The sequence below is a fragment of the Candidatus Limnocylindrales bacterium genome (assembly GCA_035571835.1).
Classification (GTDB): Bacteria; Desulfobacterota; Binatia; order UBA1149; family CAITLU01; genus DATNBU01.
On record DATNBU010000029.1, the window covers coordinates 198,677 to 214,630 of the forward strand.

Here is a 15,954-nt window from a genome sequence, read left to right on the forward strand (position 1 = left end):
GGCCGGCGCACGATCGATCAGGCGAGCGGAAGCGTCGCGACGCGGTCGAGGATCATGTCGGCGAGCCGGTCCTTGCTGACGAGCCCGGTGTCGATCTGTCCCCCCGCATCGACGAGCACGGCCGCATTGGTTTCGGTCTCGAAACCCGCGCCCGTCCGGGTCACGTCGTTTCCGACGATCAGGTGTACGCGCTTGCGCTCGAGCTTGGCGCGCGCGTTCTCGACCATGTTCTGGGTTTCGGCGGCAAAACCGACGACGATGCGTTTGCCGGGAAGGCGGCCGAGCGCCGCAAGGATGTCGTCGTTCTCGGCAAGCTCGAGCGTTGCCGGCCTGCCGTTCTGTTTCTTGATCTTCTCGGGCGCAGCTTCCCTCGGCCGGTAGTCGGCGACCGCCGCAACCATGACGACGGCATTGCTGTCCGGTGCATGGGCGAGCATCGCGTCGTACATTTCCTTCGCGCTCGTCACGTCGACGCGCGTGACTCCGCGCGGAGTCGCAAGCGAAGTCGGACCGGAAACCAGCGTAACATCGGCGCCGCGGCGCCACGCCGCGGCCGCAACCGCGTAGCCCATGCGGCCGCTCGAGCGATTGGTGAGGTAGCGCACCGGATCGAGCGCTTCGCGCGTGGGTCCCGCGGAGACCAGGATCCGCTTGCCGGAAAAATCCTTCGGCGACAGCGCGGCGCGAACCTCGGCGACCAGTGCCTCGGCATCCGGAAGCCGCCCGGCGCCTTCGTAGCCGCACGCGAGCTCGCCGCTGTCGCTCTCGACGATCCGGTAGCCGAACGACGCGAGCATCGCGAGATTCCTCGCCACCGCAGGATGACCGAGCATGTTGGTGTTCATCGACGGCGCGACGACGACGGGACAACGCGCAACCAGCAGCGCGGCGGCGACGATGTCGTCGGCCATTCCGCTCGCGAGGCGCGAGATGAGGTTTGCGGTCGCCGGCGCGACCAGCACGACGTCGGCCTCGTCGGCGATGCGGATGTGACCGATCGCCGCGTCTTCGCGCGCATCGAGCAGCTCGAGCGCCACGGGATGGTGCGACAGCGTCTGCAGCACCAGCGGAGAGACGAACTCGCGGGCCGCGCGCGTCATTGCAACCTGCACGTCGGCGCCTTCGGCCGCGAGGCGCCGGACGAGCTCGGGACACTTGTAGGCGGCGATCCCGCCCCCGATGCACAGAAGCACTCTTTTGCCGTCGAGCGCGCGCATCATGCTCGTCTGCTCATCCTGCTCACCATGCTCACCATGCTCGTCATGGTCCCGGGATCGGATCGGCTTCGGCTGCTTCGGCGGATTCCTCGTTGAGACTGGCGAGGTCGCGCAGGCTCAGGCCTTCGCGCGCGAGGAAGACGACGCCGAGCAGCACCTGCGTGAAGAACTGCGTCGTGTGCACGAGAATCGAATAGCCGATCGCCGTCGAGCCGTCGACGCCGTGGATCTGCTCGAGCGCGACCTTGCAGCCCCACTCGAACTGGCCGACGAACGCCGGCGCCGACGGGAATGCGACTGCGAGCGCAACGATCGTCGATACGGTGATCCCGCCGCCGATGAACGGGATGTCGATGCCGGTCGCGCGAAACCCGATCGCGAATGAGATCGCGATCGAAAACCAGATCCACATCGACCATGCGAACAGGCGCACGAGAAGCACCGGCTCGGCGATCGGTGCCATTCCGTCGACGAATTCGTGCTCGAGGCGCAGCAGCACCGGACCGACCTTCGGAATGCGCCTCCAGAGATGATCGAGCTTCGGAAGAACGGTCTTGCGGCGAACGACGACGCCAATGGCGCCCGCAAACGTGACGATCGCAAGGACGGCGGCAGCCTGCGCGGATCTGCGGATCTCCGGCGGCACGTCGGCCGCCATCACGATGCCGAGCCCGAAGATCGCCAGCGCAAGCAGATCGAGCACGCGCTCGACCACCGACGTGGCGAACGTCGAAGCCACCGGCAATCCCGCACCGCGCGCGGCCAGCAGCGGTCGTGCGATGTCGCCGACGCGAAACGGAAGAACCATGTTGGCCATGAAGCCGATCGCCGACGCCGAATAGATCGGCATCATCGGCACGCTGCGCCGGTTGGTTCGTTCGATGAGAATCTTCCAGCGCTGGCAGCGCGCGTACAGGTTGTACGCGCCGAACGGGACCATCAGTGCGACGTATCGGTAGTCGGCGTCTGCCAGGCGCTCGCGAATCGCGCCCCAGTCCTCGCCGCGAAACGCGAGCCAGAGGAACAGGCCGGAAAGTCCAAGGCCTGCGCCGAACTGCAGCGCTCTACGGCCATTGGCTGGCATCGGCCGTGGATCCGGGGCTCCGCCTCAGCGGCGGAAGCGTGACGGAGGAGGTTCCGGGATCTGGACGTCGGCGTGGAGCGCCTTGGCCCGCTCGAGCAGCACGTCCTCGGTTTCCGGGATCTGCGGGTTCGGCACGCAGCAGTCGACCGGACAGACCGCCGCGCACTGCTCCTGATCGAAGAAGCCCACGCACTCGGTGCATTTCTGGGGGACGATGTAGTAAATGTCCTCCGTGATCGCGTCGTGCATCGAGCCATCGGCCGCCTCCCACTGAACGCCGCCCTCGTAGATGGCGGTGTTCGGGCATTCGGGCTCGCAGGCTCCGCAGTTGATGCATTCTTCTGTGATCATCGTGGCCATACCACGTCTCTCCTGAAACGACGCAGCGGGCAGCTGGCGTCGGCGAACAAAGTGCGCGGATCGTTACACGGGCTCCGAACGTAGTAAAGCTTCGTGAGGGCCGACATGGGCGTTCTCGTTTCGCTTTCCGACGGGCATATGGTCCAAGCCCCGGCGCCGTGACCTCGCCTTCGATTGCCTCTGCTGCCGGCTCCATCAGCGGTTCCCTCTCCAGTTCTTCGGGCCCGCTGCGCCTGATCGATCAGGACCTGGTCCGAGTCGAGCAGCGTGTGGCCGAAATGATCGCGGCGCGCGAATCCCGCCTCACCGAAATCGCCGATTACCTGATCAATGCCGGAGGCAAGCGAGTGCGCCCGGCCGTGGCGCTGCTGCTCTTCCGGGCGTGCGGCGGCACCGATCCGACCGACATGATCGACCTTTCGGTCTCGCTCGAGCTCATCCATACCGCCACGCTTCTGCACGACGACATCATCGACTCGAATGACGTTCGCCGCGGGAAGGATGCGGCGCCGAAGCGCTTCGGGATCGCCGATACGCTGGTGACCGGCGACTTCCTTTTCTCGCGCGCATTCCAGGTGTGCGGGCGCTTCGAAGAGAGCGTCGTCAACTGGGCCGCGGACGCGTGCGTCGAGCTGACCGAAGGCGAGATCATGCAGGGTCGCTTCCGGCGAAACCCGTCGGTCACGTTCGAGGACTATCTCGAGATCATCGCGCGCAAGACCGCTTCGCTGTTTGCGGTGGGCACGCGCATCGCCGGACACCTCGCCGGGTTCTCGCCGGCGCGCGTCGAAGAGATGTACGGATGCGGGCGCGAGATCGGCATTGCGTTCCAGATGATCGACGACGTGCTCGACATCGAGGGAGACGAGAGCCGCATCGGCAAGCGCATCGGCACCGATCTCGTCGACGGAAACCCGTCGCTTCCGATCGTCTGGGGCCTCGGCATGCCGTCGGTCCGAAAAGCATTCCTGGAAGAGAACGTCGACGCCGGCGTGATCGCTGCTGCGATCGGCGAGATCCGGGGCTCGGGAATCCTCGAGCGCGTTCGCGAGCTCGCCGTCGAGCACGCGAAGTCGGCGGTCAAGGTCGTCGATTCACTCCCCGCTTCCGAGTGCCGCGACGGGATCCGAACGCTGATCGAGAACCTCGTCTCGCGCGACCTCTGATCTCTGTCTTCGAAGAGGATGGACCCGCCCCGGCGGAGCCGGCTTCGCAGCGATGTGCGCGCCGGCGCGAGCTCAGTTCAGTCGTGCCGGAGACGGACGGTTGGCGTCCCAGATGGCACGGATCAGGCGCTCGGCGCCGGTGAATTCGCGGTTCATCGAAACCAGCGCGTCGAGCGTGGAGACCAGCTCCCTGCGATCGTCGCCGACTGCGCAGCTCGGATCACAAAGCTTCGACAGGCGCTGCGCTGCGGTCAGCAGATCGTCCGATGCGTGGCGAAGGTGGACGGCCAGGTCGAGAAGGCTCTTTTCGTCGATGATCATTCCGTTGCCCCTTTGCGCCTTGCGGCGACGGGGCAATACGGAGCAAGGCTCAGGCCACCAGCGGCCGGCCGGCATCAACGGCACGTTCAGCCGTCGAATGCCTTGAATCCAAAGGAGTTCCTGCGCGTGAAGTCGTCCGCATCGGACGGCAGCATGGGATACGCGAACCCTGAACCGCACGCAGCCGTGCACGTTCGTTCAAAAACGCGCAGGCGCGGTTCCTCGGACGCTTTCAGAACGACGCCGTCCGAATGAACGTCGTGTACCCCGCGCGCTTGAGGGCCGCCTCGTGGGCCGTCGCCTCGTGCCGGTTCGCAAACGAGCCGCTCATCACGCGATAGAGGCCTCCTTCTTGAAGGATCCGGGTGGGCTTGCCGCGAAGCTTGGTCACCATCTCCTCGGCATTGCTGCGCGTCTTGAACGCTCCGAGCTGGACCGTAAAGACCGCGGGCGTCGCTTTCGCGGTTGCGGTCTTCGCACTGGCTACTGCAGGAAGCTGCTTCGGCGCGGAAGCAGTGGCGACGGTCTTGCCCGCGTCTTTCGCGGACGCGCCTGCCGACTTTTCCTTCGCATCAACGGCGCGACTCGCTGCGCGCGCCGGATCGAGCTGAGGTCCTGTCGCAGCCTGCGCAGTCGCGTCGCGCCCGTAGTCAGCAACGGTCGCATGCGACTCGGCCACGGGTGCCGCGGCGCTCGCGGCCTTCGCTGTGACTGCGGCCGGTGCCGGCGGCGGCTGCTGGCGCCATGCGACGACCTGGGCATCGGCGTCGGCTTCCTCGATCGTCGACGCGAGACGCAGGATCTGTTCGGGTTTCGTAGACAGCGGCTCGGCGAACAGCTTGGCGTCACGGCCATGACGCGATTCGGATGCCGGCGAAGGAAGATGGTTGGCGGCCCAGACAAGCCCGAGACACGCCGCAAGGCTCAGCACGGCCCTGCCCGCCATCTGTTTTCGTGCGGCCGGCTTCTGCTTCGCAGCCCGCGCGCCTGCAGCGGCACGCCCGGCGAAGATCGCTTCGTAGCTCGCATCGTCGTCCAGCGCGCGGTCTTGCCCGAGACGATGCGGAGCCGTATCCCACGACAGCGCGGACGCTTCGGGCAACTCGTCGTCCTCTGCTTCGGCCTCGGTCTGCCACAGCTCGTCGGCGTCTTCGTCCTGATCGCCGACTTCGCCCCACTCGACGGTCTCTTCGTCTTCGTCGTCGGTCCATTCGTCGACGGCTTCGGAAGCATCGGCACGAACATCGTCGGAAATCCGGAAATTGATCGGCTGCTGACGGTTGGCCATGGATCGATCCTCCTCGGCGATTGCTCTCGGCATCACCGCCATCACATCTTCCGCAACGATGCGCTTCGAGCCTCTTTTTGCGGCGCGGCGCAGCGCTCCGCCGGCAACTTCCTCGAGGGCCATCAGGCGACCTTCGGACCTGCGCACGATCTCATCGATCGCGTCGTCGGTGAAAAGAGCTGCGAGCTCGCCGCCACAGATCGCGATGCGGCGTTCCAGATAACGCACGCTCTCGCGCACGGTCAGCGTCTCGAGGCGGCAGATCTGCAGCAGGTGTGCGCCGAGCGCATCGTCGCCGCCGGCTTCGATGTGTTCGAGAAGTCGCGGGCGGCCGAACAGGAAAATGTGAAGTCGAAGCGGATCCTCCTCGCCAAACAGCTTGACGAGATCCGAAAGAGTCTGCGGCGACAGGCGATGCGCATCGTCGATGACGATCGCCGTGGTGCTGCCGGCGCGGCCACGACGCTCGGCATTCGCGTGCAGCGCGCGCACCCAGTCTTCGTCGATCGCGAAGTCGAAGTCCGACGGATCGATCTGCATGAGCGCATCGCGAGCGATCGCCGACACCGACGAAGTCGGCTGAACGAGAAGCGCGACACGCGCGACCGCGCCGAGCCTTCGCGCGAACGAAGCCGCAGCCAGCGATTTGCCGGCGCCGCGCTCGCCGACGAGCACGCCGACGCCGCGCGGTGCACTCAGTCCCGATTGAAGCTCGGACAGCACCGCAGCCATCGCATTCGGCAGGCAGCCGTCATCGAGCTCGGCAGAACGCTGAAAAGGATTTCGAAGCAGACCGAAAGGACCCGTCTCCACCACCACACCTCCACCACTTCTGCGACCCTCGTGGGCCGAGTCACGCGGCCCGGTCACGAGCGCGCGAAAGACAAAGGTAGCATACGAAGCCCGGCGTGCAACGAAATCGCCGCCGATTGGTCTCCGGCCTCGTTTTTCGAGAGCGCGGCCGCGTCAGCCCGCCGGATTCCGGATACAGGCGCTCTGGAGAAGTCGGGAGAACAGCAACACAGGCGAGACCGGCGAGCTTTTGAGCGCGGCATCGAGGCGCCGGACTTCCCCGTGCAGGCGTCGCAGCGCATCCTCGCCGAAGTCGGCGGCCGCACGCAGCCGGAAGTATCCTGGCCAACCGCGCATCGAGTCCGGAAGACCCGCACCAGGTCCGGCAAGGAACTCGGCTCCCGACATGCGCAGCCATCCGCGCGGAAGAGTGTCGACGAGAGGCCATGCGTCGACCAGTTTTGCGACGTGCGACGCGAGCAACGCGCTTAGCCGCAGCGGCGGCTCGCCGTCGGCAAGCAGGCGCGCGATCAGATTTTCAGCGGAGGCGAGGTCACGCTTTTCGAGCGAGCTCGTGAAGTCGAAAACCCAGCCGAGCGCAAGATCGCGCATTCCCGACTGGACGTCTCTCGCCTCGAGACGCGCAGGATCCGATTGCGAGAGCACGAGGCGATCCACTTCCTGCAGCGTCTCGCCGAGAACGTTTCCGCTTCGCTTGACGATCTCTTCGACCACGCCGGCGCCGACCTTGCGCACACCGAGATCTTCGAGCCGCGCGGCAATCGCACGCCGCAGGCCTTCTTCCTTGAGCTTGCCGCGCTGCTCGATCTGGATGCGGCGATCGACGACGTCGGCGTTCTTTGCGAACCATTTGTATAGCCGGCCGCGAGCGTCGAGCGCGCCGGCGGAGACGACCAGCAGCGTTCCGCCCGGGATTCCGGCTTCGAGGAGCGCCAGCAGCGCTGCTGCGCCGCCTGCACCTTCCCCTGCTTCCTCGAGGTCTTCGTCGTCGCCGTCTTCGGAATCCGTCGCCGCCTTTCGCTTTGCTTCGGCGAAGCCACGCAGCCAGATCGCACGTTGCGGCGAGAACATCCCGACCTGGCGAAGCGCCGCTTCGATTTCGGCGATGGGTCGTTCACCAAAACGAAAGATCTCGAAGTCGAGCGATTGCGAGGACGCGCCCATGCGCTCGCCGACGAGCGCATGCACCAGAGGATCGACGACGGTGCTCTCGCCGAGGAACAGCGCGACGTCGCGTCCCTGTGAGCTCCTGCCCAAGCTCCTACCTGCTTGCCGGCTTGCCCGGGCGCACGCGGCTCGCGCGAACAGGCACCCAGATTCCGATCGCGCTTGCGAGCAATCGTCCGCGCGCGTCGGTGACCCCGGCTTCGACGCGGAGCGCACCATCGCTCTCTTCGCCGGCAATCCGCGCCTGGATCCTGAGCGGCTTGTCGACGAAGACCGGACGGCGAAAATCGACCGTCAGCGATCGCGTGACGGCGAAGCGACCGGCGAGCTCGAGGATGGCCCAGCCCATCGCCTCGTCGAGAAGCGTCGAGACGATGCCGCCGTGCACGAGCCCGTCATAGCCCGCGAACGCATGCCCGAGCGACGTCTGCGCTTCGACCATCCCTTCGCCGCGCTCGAAGACCAGGCCGAGGCCGCGCTCGTTGTCGAGGCTGCAGCCGAAACAGCCGTTTCCGTTTCCGTTGGTGGTCCCGCGATCGTCTCCCACGACCGCGCTTCTCGGCCCGTCGCGTCGGGCAGTCAAACTTTGATTTCTGCAGATCCCGGAGCCCGCTGCGGCGGAGCGCCCGGACCGCACGGCCGACGAGCTGGATACCGGCCGAAATCTCAACGTCTGCAGGCGGCGCCGCCGGGTCCGCGGGCGGCTGGCTTGGGGTGGTGGAACCTGTTCTAATTTGGCCATGAACCCGCGTGCACGCCGCATTGTCGACACCGCCATCGAGCTCGCCGAGAAGGGCGGCTTCGAGGCCGTGCGGCTGCGCGACGTCGCGGCCGAAGCCGACGTCGCGCTCGGCACGCTCTATCGCTACTTCCGCAGCAAGGAAGACATGCTGATCGCGGCGCTGAGCTCGGAGGTCGAGTCGCTCGAAGCGCGCATCCATGCCCGGCCGATGCCCGGCGGCTCACCGCTCGAGCGCGTCGATGCATTCTTTCGCGCAGCAACCAGAGGCCTGATGCGGCGGCCGCGCCTGGCGCGCGCGATCCTGCGCGCCGCCGCCTCGGGCGACCACGAGCTTGCCGAGAAAGTCGCCGCGTTCCATTCGCGCATGAGCGCGATGATTCTTTCCGCGATGCACGGCGCGCCTCTTGCCGCTGCGCCGGTAACGAACGGCGGTGGCCAGCCGGTCATCGCGCCGTCGGCAACGCAGGACGAGCTCGATATCGCGGCGGTGCTGCAGCACGTCTGGTTCTCGTGCCTGATCGGTTGGGCCGGGGGCCTCATGGGACAGAACGAAGTGATCGAGCGCATGAGCACCGCAACGGCGCTGCTCCTGCGTGCGACGAAAAACAGTCACAACGGAAAATGATCCGTTTCATGGAGACCGAATCGATGTCGACGACGACTGACCGCTACCCGATGACACCCTTCCCGAACGGCTGGTTCCAGGTCGCCTACAGCGACGAGCTCGCGCCCGGAGTCGCCGAACCGCTGCATTACTTCGGACAGGATTACGTGCTGCTGCGCGGAACCGACGGGGTTGCGCGCGTGTTCGACGCGTTCTGTCCGCATCTCGGCGCGCACCTCGGTTACGGCGGCAAGGTCGAAGGCGACACGATCCGCTGCCCGTTCCACGGATGGAAATACGACGGCAGCGGCAAATGCGTGGAAATCCCGTACGGCAAGCGCATTCCGCCTTCCGCAAGGCTGCGCGCGCACCCGGTGGTCGAGCGCAACGGCATGGTCATGCTGTGGCACCACGCCGGCGGCAAAGCGCCGGAATGGGAAGTTCCCGAAGTTCCGCAGTACGGGCTCGAAGGCTGGACGCCGTTCGTCAAACGCCGCTGGAAGATCCGCACGCACAACCAGGACATGGCCGAGAACTCGGTCGACCAGGCGCACTTCCGCTATGTGCACGGCACGCTCTCGGTGCCGCAGAGCGAAGCGAAGACCGACGGCCCGTGCCTGCACGTGTTCTCGCAGATGAAGATGGGAACGCCGGCCGGTGAAATCGACGGCATCATCGAATCGAAGTCGTGGGGTTTCGGATTCGGCCAGGTCAGCTTTCGCGGCATCGTCGAGACGTCGCTGCTGACTTCGGTGACGCCGATCGACGGCGAGTACGTCGACGTGCGTTTCTCGTTCAGCGTCAAGAGTCTCGGCGACGAGCGGGTCACACGCGGCGTCGGCAAGGCGCTGATCGCCGACATCGAAAAGCAGATGCGCGAAGACATCCCGATCTGGGAGAACAAGGCATTCCTCGATCGTCCGGTTCTGTGCGACGGAGACGGCCCGATCGGCGTGTTCCGTTCCTGGTGCAAGCAGTTCTACGGCGAAACCGCCGCAGCCGCATAGAAATCGGGGACAGACACCGATTTCCCGAAATCGGTGTCTGTCCCCGATTTCGTAACGCGATTACACCGGCCGTGCGGTTTCGCCGGACGCCACGTCGGTGCGCATCAGGCTGGCCGCCGCACGCAGCTCGCCAAACGATCGCTCGAGGTCGGCGACGAAGACATCGAGGTCCGGCACAAGGTCCCAGTCCGCCAGGATTCCCCAGTGCAGGATTCCGGCGTAGCTGAACAGCGCGACGCCGAGGCCCTGGTTCGGCAGCAGGTTGACCATCGGATAGATCTCGCGCAGGCGCGCATCGAGCAGGAACAGGTCGACCTGCGGACCCGGCACGTTCGTGACCACGAGGTTGAACGGACGCGAGCGCATCGACAGGCGAATGGCGATCGCGAGCAGCCGCCACGTCGTCATGTCGCTGACGCTCGCGAGCACCTGGGCGCCGAGCGCCTGCTTGGATTCCTTCAGCCGATGCGTCGTGATGCGCACGCGCTCGAGACGCGCGACGGCGTCGTCTTCATCGACCGGCAGATCGGTCATCCACAGCGCGATGCGGTTGCCGAGACTGCCCTTCTCGTCGGCGCTGCGCACGCTGACCGGTACGTTCGCGCGAATGCGCAGCTCGTCGGGATCGATTCCGCGCTGGAGTAGGAAGCGGCGCACCGCTCCGGCAACGGTCGCGAGCACGACGTCGTTGACGGTCCCACCGAGCACGTTCTTGACCGACTTGATCTCGGCAAGGTCGAGGCGCAGCCAGTCGAAGCGCCGGTGCGGTCCGATTTCCGCGTTCCATGGCGTGTTCGACGCGGGGCGCGCAGTCGATGACAGCGTCTCGGCAATCCCTTCGACGCCGTCGAACACGTCGCGGATGACGCCGACCGGATCTCCGATGCGCGACGACAGCGACACCAGCGCGTCGACCGGCTGACGAACGCCGCGCCACGCTTCGGCAAGCGCCAGAGCCGGCGCCGTCGGCGGCGGCCTCGGCACGAACCTCGGCCCTTCGTCGAACGTCGGCGAGGCAAACGGACTGAGCAGCACGGCCATCAGGTCGACGCCCGACATCCCGTCGATCATGCAGTGATGGGTCTTCTGGATGACCGCGAACTGGTTGCCGTCCTCGAGGCCTTCGACGACCCAGAATTCCCATAGCGGCTTGGCGCGATCGATGCGCTGCGACTGGATGCGGCCGGCCAGCAGCTTGAGCTGCTCGATCGATCCCGGCCGCGGAAGGCTCGTGTGGCGAACATGGTACGCGAGATTGAAGTGATCGTCGTCGACCCAGACCGGAAGCCGCCCGAACGGTACGTATGCGAGGCGCTGGCGATAACGCGGGATCAGATGCAGGCGCGATTCGACGTAGGCGCGGATCTTCTCGATGTCGATGCCGCCGCTGTCGGTCCCGAGCGAGCCGGCGTCGAACACCGACGTCGCGGCGATGTGCATGTGCGCGCCGCCGTTTTCGAGCTCGAGAAACGTATTGTCCGATGCCGACAGCGGCTCGTATGCGAAGCTGCTCATGGAAGCATCCTGTTGCCTGAGGGCGTGCTCATCGTGACTTTGCAGCGGCCGAAGCCGTCGCGGAGTCTGCGGCGTCCTGCTGCGCGCGTCCGAGAAGTCCTGTGCGCCGCCCGGCCGCGAGCACTCCGATCGCTTCCACGCGCCGGAGCGCGCGCTGGATCTCCTGCGAGAATTCCTGCCGGCGCGCCGCGAGCTCCTCTCCTTCTGCACCGGCCCCACCGGCTCCGCCCGCGAGCAGGCGGCGGTTGGCCGCAAGCCGCAGCGTATTCTGGAACAGCACCTTGGAGACCGATTCGGCGCGCGTGACTCGCCGCTGCAGCTGGTACTGCTTGCCGAGCGCGAGGCACTGCGTGACGAGCTTTGCTTCGTCGACGACCTCGCCGACGGGAAGCCGCGCAAGCTGGTCGCCGACGACCCGATAGGCCTCGAGGAACGGCCGCAGCACGCGATGCGAGTTGAACGGTTTGATCGACAGCAGCAGCTTTTCGATCTCGCTGCCCCCGGCGCGAAGCTTGTCGTCCCAGCCCGGGTCGTGCAGCTCCATCTCGCGGCGCAGCTCTTCGCGGAAGTCCGCCCGGTCAGCGAAGAAGAATTCGAACTTGAGCAGGTCGCGCAGCGCGATCGCCTCCGACCAGAAAACTTCGAGGCGGTCGGCGGAGTCGGATTCCATCGCGGCGACGACGGCGACCTCGGCGATCGATCCGGTCACGAAGAAATGGATCACGGTATTGCGATAATAGGCCGCCGTAAGGAACTCCTCGGAGCGGATCGCGTAGACCGCTTCGGGTCCTTCGGTGAAGACCGAGACCACGCCGTTTTCGACGAGGTGGTCGAGCACCCGCTCGACCTCTTCCGGCCGGCGAAGGTCGACGTCCTCGGTGGTCGGAAGCCTGCGCTGCTCGACGTATGCGACGAGGTTGGTCAGCGCCGCAGCAGTCTCCTCGACCGTCAGCGAACGATCGCCGACGCCGAGCAGCGCCAGCGTGACGAGCGACGTCGGCGTGATCGGCGTCGCCCGGTTGATGCGTACCGACAGCTCGAACGCGAGCTTCTGGAGCCCGAGGCTCTTCTCGTCCGGATCGCCGGCCGAATGCTGCGGCGCGATGTTGTCGCTGTAGAACTCGCGCAGCGATACCGGATCTCCGAAGCGGATGTGAATGTCGCCGTAGCGGCGGCGAAGGCGGCGCACGACCTTCAGAAACCAGCTGAAGCTCTCGCTTTCCTTGCGCGCGCCCCGCTGCTCGGCGACGTATTCGCCGACATCCTGGATCTGGTCGTACGCGATCGAAACCGGAAGCAGCACCACATCCTCGCTCTTGCCGCGCTGCCACGCATCGACCACGTACGCGAGCATTCCGAAGCGCGGAGGCAGGAGCTTGCCCGAACGCGAGCGGCCGCCTTCGAGATACCATTCGAGCGTGAAGCGCTTCTCGACCAGGTAGTCGACGTAGTGATGCAGCACGAACTTGTAGGTCGGATTGTCCTTGAACGTGCGGCGGATGAAGAACACTCCCGCGCGCCGCATCAGCGGACCGATCGGAAAGAAGTTCATGTTGATGCCGCCGGCCGTGTGGTTGGGCGGATGACCGTTTTCGTGCAGCACGTACTGGAGCACGAGATGGTCGAGATTCGACTTGTGCGTCGGAAGGAACACCACGGGGTAGCGCTGCGCGGTCGCGTAGATCGATTCGAGCCGCTCGCGGTCGTAGTGGATGTTCTCGCCGTAGCCGCGCCGGTAAAGCATGCGGATCAGCCACGCGACCACGTCGATGACGAACGGATCGTGCGTCGCCGCAATTTCGCCCAGATACTGCGCGGCCTCCTCGGCGACTTTCTGCTCGGGTTGTCCGAGCTCACGCGCGAGCCTAGCAATCCCGCCGCGGAACGACGGCCGCATCAGGATGTCTTCGCGCACGAGGCGCGGCACCTTGTAGCGCGCGCCGCGTAGACGCCGCTCGGTGCGCTCGAGAGCGAGCGCCGCGCGATGCGCAACGAATTCGGCAAGACCGGTGGTTTCGGTTTCGTCCTGGCCGCCGCGCTCCCGCCATGCCTGGCGAAGCTCGGATAGCCGCGCAGGCTCGCCGGCCACGACTCGCGCGCGCGTCGGATGGCGGCGTGCCGTCCATCTCTGGCGAAGCGGCCCCGGATCGCGCGGGTCGGTCATCGTCAGGATGTCGAGCGTGCTCAGGTGCCGCATGCCGTCGGGATTGGCCGAGAACCACGCCACGCGAAGCGGAGCCATTACCGGATCGCCTCCGGCCGCGATTGCCGACTCGAGCCGCGCGAGACCGCTGCCGGTCTTTCGCGCTGACCGCCGGCGCGACGGCGGAATCGGCACCACTTCTGTCGAGCTCGCCGGAGCGGACGGCGGCCTGTTCCTGTCGATCCATCGCTCGAGCATCGTTCGCTCGAGCTCGGTGCACGCATCGAGCAGAAAAACGATTCGGCCGTCGCCTTTCGGCCACGGCGCGTCGGTCTCCGGTTCGATCGCGGACTGGCCCGCGGTGGAAATCGCCTGATCGCTTACCGATACGGCCGGTCCGGCTGTGGATGCGGCCTGCTGGCCTGCGGCCTCAGTTGCGCGGCCGGAGTCAGGGCCGGTTCCGGCGCTGGACGATGGAAGGCTCACCGCGGTCCTTGTAGAGCAGCGGCCGGGGACAACGCAACGCGACGGCCCGTATGCTATGGTCCGCGGCCGCCGCGATGCGGTGGCCACTTGGAATGACCAGTCACGGAATTCTGACCCGCGAGATTGACGAGGGACCCTCCGGCCCGCACGTCGGCGCATTCTTCGATCTCGACCGCACGCTGATCGCGGGCTTCTCGGCAAGCGCCTTCGTGCGCGAGTGGCTTACGAGCGGCCGCGCCGCCGTGGCCGACGTCGCGGCAGCCGCTACGGCCGCGACGGCCTTCCAGCTCGGCCAGAAAAACTTCTCGGCGTTCGTCTCCGAAAGCCTCGCGATGGTCCGCGACCTTACCGAAGAAGAGTTTGCCGAGATCGGCGAGCGGATCTTCGGCAGCACCATCGCCGGCAACATCTTTCCGGAGTCGCGCGCGCTCGTCGATGCACACCGCGCCAAGGGCCACACGCTCGCGGTCATCTCGTCGGCGACCCGGTCGCAGGTCGTGCCGGTCGCGCGCGAGCTCGGCATCGAGCACATCTTCTGTACCGAGCTCGAGGTGAAGAACGCACGCCTGACCGGCAACATCATCCGTCCCGCGTGTTACGGACAGGGCAAGGCCGATGCGGCGATCCAGTTCGCGTCCGAGCGCAACATCGATCTCGACGAAAGCTGGTTCTACACCGACAGCGACGAAGACCTGCCGCTGCTGCTGATCGTCGGCAGGCCACGGCCGATCAATCCGAGCCGCCGGCTGCAGTCGATCGCGGCAAAACGCATCTGGCCGGTGCGAAACTTCACCAGCCGCGGCATGCCGAGCGCGCTCGATCTTCTGCGCACGTCGCTGTCGATCGGCAGCCTCGTGCCGTCATTCCTGCTCGGCCTGCCGGCGGCGCTGCTCGACGGGGATTTTCGCGAAGGGATCAACCTGGCCGCGACGATGTGGGGCGAGCTCGGCACCGCCCTTGCCGGCGTTCACGTGACCGTCAACGGCGAAGAGCACCTCTGGTCGAACAGGCCCGCGGTGTTCATCTTCAATCACCAGAGCGGGATCGATCCGCTGCTGGTCTGCAAGCTCCTGCGCCGCGATTTCGTTGCGATCAGCAAACAGGAGCTGCGCGGGGTTCCCATTCTCGGCCAGCTCTTCGAGATGGCCGGGACGATCTTCGTCGACCGCTTCAACCATGCGCAGGCGGTCAAGGCGCTCGAGCCGGCCGTCGATGCGCTGCGCCGCGGGCTGTCGATCGCGATTGCGCCCGAAGGAACGCGCAGTCTCGGCCCGCGTCCGGGCGTCTTCAAGAAAGGAGCGTTCCGCATGGCGATGGCCGGCGGCGTTCCGGTCGTACCCATCGTCATTCACAACGCGGTCGATGCGCTGCCGAAGCACGCCGTCGTGATCCGCCCCGCCACCGTCGAGATCACCGTGCTGCCGCCGGTTGCGACGGCGGACTGGCTGGAAACCGATCTCGACAGGAACGTGGCGGCAATCCGCGAAGACTTCATCCGCGTGCTGGGAGTTTGAAGACATGAGCCTCAAGCCTGCCCGTCATTTCAATCACATCGCATTTCCGACTGCGGATACCGCAGCGACCTGCCGCTTCTACACGGAAGTGCTCGGCATGAAGCTGGTCGGCGCCGTGCGCCCGGACCTGGCCGAGACCACCGGCGAAGCGCATCCGCACATCCATACGTTCTTCGCGACCGACAGCGGCGAATGCATCGCGTTCTTCGAGATTCCGGGATTCCGCCCGGACCCGAACAAGGACCGTGCACCGGCGTTCACGCGCCACATCGCATTCGGCGTGGACGCCGAAGACGAGATGCTCGGCTGGCAGAAGCGCCTTCGCGAGAGCGGCGTCGACGTCAGCAAGGTCATCGACCACGGCGGCATCTGGAAGTCGATCTATTTTCCGGATCCGAACGGGCTGCTGCTCGAGATCACGTTCCAGACGCGGCCTCTCGGCGCCGGCGACGCCAGCCAGGCGGCTTCGATGGTCGAAGAGTGGAACCGCACGCACGGCGGCTGGGCAAAGCCTTAGGGGTTTCGCC

The 15,954-nt window shown here is 66.1% G+C and carries 14 protein-coding genes; 5 read left to right on the plus strand and 9 right to left on the minus strand.

Translation table 11 applies throughout. The annotated features are described in order from the left end of the window. Positions 1 to 17 precede the first annotated feature (17 nt). Genes coaBC through VN634_13315 form a run of 3 tightly spaced genes read right to left on the minus strand, consistent with a single transcriptional unit; the run spans position 18 to position 2,661 of the window. On the minus strand, positions 18 to 1,220 hold the full coding sequence (gene coaBC / locus VN634_13305) for a bifunctional phosphopantothenoylcysteine decarboxylase/phosphopantothenate--cysteine ligase CoaBC (protein HXC51859.1): 1,203 nt from the start codon (positions 1,218 to 1,220) through the stop codon (positions 18 to 20). 40 nt (positions 1,221 to 1,260) lie between these two features. Further along, positions 1,261 to 2,301, minus strand: a complete 1,041-nt coding sequence (locus tag VN634_13310; GenBank protein ID HXC51860.1) for a lysylphosphatidylglycerol synthase transmembrane domain-containing protein — start codon at positions 2,299 to 2,301, stop codon at positions 1,261 to 1,263. A gap of 24 nt (positions 2,302 to 2,325) precedes the next feature. Further along, entirely contained in the window at positions 2,326 to 2,661 is a 336-nt protein-coding gene (locus VN634_13315) for a YfhL family 4Fe-4S dicluster ferredoxin (protein ID HXC51861.1), read from the minus strand. Positions 2,662 to 2,939: 278 nt separating this feature from the next. Between VN634_13315 and VN634_13320 the strand changes: the two genes are divergently transcribed. After that, positions 2,940 to 3,827 (plus strand): polyprenyl synthetase family protein, encoded by an 888-nt coding sequence (locus VN634_13320; GenBank protein HXC51862.1) that lies wholly within the window; start codon positions 2,940 to 2,942, stop codon positions 3,825 to 3,827. Positions 3,828 to 3,899: 72 nt separating this feature from the next. Here the strand turns inward: VN634_13320 and VN634_13325 are convergent, their stop codons facing one another. From VN634_13325 to VN634_13340, 4 genes are all read right to left on the minus strand, one after another. After that, positions 3,900 to 4,148 (minus strand): hypothetical protein, encoded by a 249-nt coding sequence (locus tag VN634_13325; GenBank protein HXC51863.1) that lies wholly within the window; start codon positions 4,146 to 4,148, stop codon positions 3,900 to 3,902. Between the two features lie 232 nt (positions 4,149 to 4,380). Then, the gene (locus VN634_13330) at positions 4,381 to 6,249 is read right to left on the minus strand and encodes an SPOR domain-containing protein (GenBank protein HXC51864.1); all 1,869 of its coding nucleotides are present in this window, start codon (positions 6,247 to 6,249) and stop codon (positions 4,381 to 4,383) included. A 153-nt stretch (positions 6,250 to 6,402) separates the two neighbouring features. Continuing rightward, positions 6,403 to 7,506 (minus strand): hypothetical protein, encoded by a 1,104-nt coding sequence (locus VN634_13335; protein HXC51865.1) that lies wholly within the window; start codon positions 7,504 to 7,506, stop codon positions 6,403 to 6,405. Positions 7,507 to 7,510: 4 nt separating this feature from the next. Continuing rightward, positions 7,511 to 7,963 (minus strand): PaaI family thioesterase, encoded by a 453-nt coding sequence (locus VN634_13340; protein ID HXC51866.1) that lies wholly within the window; start codon positions 7,961 to 7,963, stop codon positions 7,511 to 7,513. Between the two features lie 193 nt (positions 7,964 to 8,156). Here VN634_13340 and VN634_13345 point away from each other — a divergent pair, with 193 nt between their 5' ends. Together VN634_13345 and VN634_13350 are read left to right on the plus strand one after the other, a co-directional pair. Beyond that, positions 8,157 to 8,783 carry a TetR family transcriptional regulator gene (locus VN634_13345; GenBank protein ID HXC51867.1) on the plus strand — a complete coding sequence of 209 codons (627 nt, stop codon included), beginning with the start codon at positions 8,157 to 8,159 and terminating at the stop codon, positions 8,781 to 8,783. An 8-nt stretch (positions 8,784 to 8,791) separates the two neighbouring features. Next, the gene (locus tag VN634_13350) at positions 8,792 to 9,769 is read left to right on the plus strand and encodes a Rieske 2Fe-2S domain-containing protein (GenBank protein HXC51868.1); all 978 of its coding nucleotides are present in this window, start codon (positions 8,792 to 8,794) and stop codon (positions 9,767 to 9,769) included. Between the two features lie 60 nt (positions 9,770 to 9,829). Here the strand turns inward: VN634_13350 and VN634_13355 are convergent, their stop codons facing one another. Both VN634_13355 and VN634_13360 read right to left on the minus strand, forming a co-directional pair. Next, positions 9,830 to 11,284, minus strand: a complete 1,455-nt coding sequence (locus tag VN634_13355) for a wax ester/triacylglycerol synthase family O-acyltransferase (GenBank protein ID HXC51869.1) — start codon at positions 11,282 to 11,284, stop codon at positions 9,830 to 9,832. A 28-nt stretch (positions 11,285 to 11,312) separates the two neighbouring features. Further along, a complete protein-coding gene (locus VN634_13360; GenBank protein HXC51870.1) occupies positions 11,313 to 13,913 on the minus strand; it encodes a glycerol-3-phosphate 1-O-acyltransferase in 2,601 nt (866 codons plus the stop codon). 92 nt (positions 13,914 to 14,005) lie between these two features. Here VN634_13360 and VN634_13365 point away from each other — a divergent pair, with 92 nt between their 5' ends. Together VN634_13365 and VN634_13370 are read left to right on the plus strand one after the other, a co-directional pair. Further along, positions 14,006 to 15,427, plus strand: coding sequence for an HAD-IB family hydrolase (locus VN634_13365; GenBank protein HXC51871.1), 1,422 nt, complete (start codon positions 14,006 to 14,008; stop codon positions 15,425 to 15,427). Between the two features lie 4 nt (positions 15,428 to 15,431). Then, positions 15,432 to 15,944, plus strand: coding sequence for a VOC family protein (locus VN634_13370; protein ID HXC51872.1), 513 nt, complete (start codon positions 15,432 to 15,434; stop codon positions 15,942 to 15,944). The last annotated feature ends 10 nt before the right edge of the window (positions 15,945 to 15,954 follow it).

Excerpts from the sequence above, each read along its gene's own strand:
- VN634_13310 (HXC51860.1), bottom strand. The coding sequence starts at position 2,301 with ATGCCAGCCAATGGCCGTAGAGCGCTGCAGTTCGGCGCAGGCCTTGGA.
- VN634_13315 (HXC51861.1), bottom strand. The coding sequence starts at position 2,661 with ATGGCCACGATGATCACAGAAGAATGCATCAACTGCGGAGCCTGCGAG.
- VN634_13325 (HXC51863.1), bottom strand. The coding sequence starts at position 4,148 with ATGATCATCGACGAAAAGAGCCTTCTCGACCTGGCCGTCCACCTTCGC.
- VN634_13355 (HXC51869.1), bottom strand. The coding sequence starts at position 11,284 with ATGAGCAGCTTCGCATACGAGCCGCTGTCGGCATCGGACAATACGTTT.
- VN634_13370 (HXC51872.1), top strand. The coding sequence starts at position 15,432 with ATGAGCCTCAAGCCTGCCCGTCATTTCAATCACATCGCATTTCCGACT.
- VN634_13345 (HXC51867.1), top strand. The coding sequence starts at position 8,157 with ATGAACCCGCGTGCACGCCGCATTGTCGACACCGCCATCGAGCTCGCC.
- VN634_13365 (HXC51871.1), top strand. The coding sequence starts at position 14,006 with ATGACCAGTCACGGAATTCTGACCCGCGAGATTGACGAGGGACCCTCC.
- coaBC (HXC51859.1), bottom strand. The coding sequence starts at position 1,220 with ATGATGCGCGCGCTCGACGGCAAAAGAGTGCTTCTGTGCATCGGGGGC.
- VN634_13320 (HXC51862.1), top strand. The coding sequence starts at position 2,940 with ATGATCGCGGCGCGCGAATCCCGCCTCACCGAAATCGCCGATTACCTG.
- VN634_13350 (HXC51868.1), top strand. The coding sequence starts at position 8,792 with ATGGAGACCGAATCGATGTCGACGACGACTGACCGCTACCCGATGACA.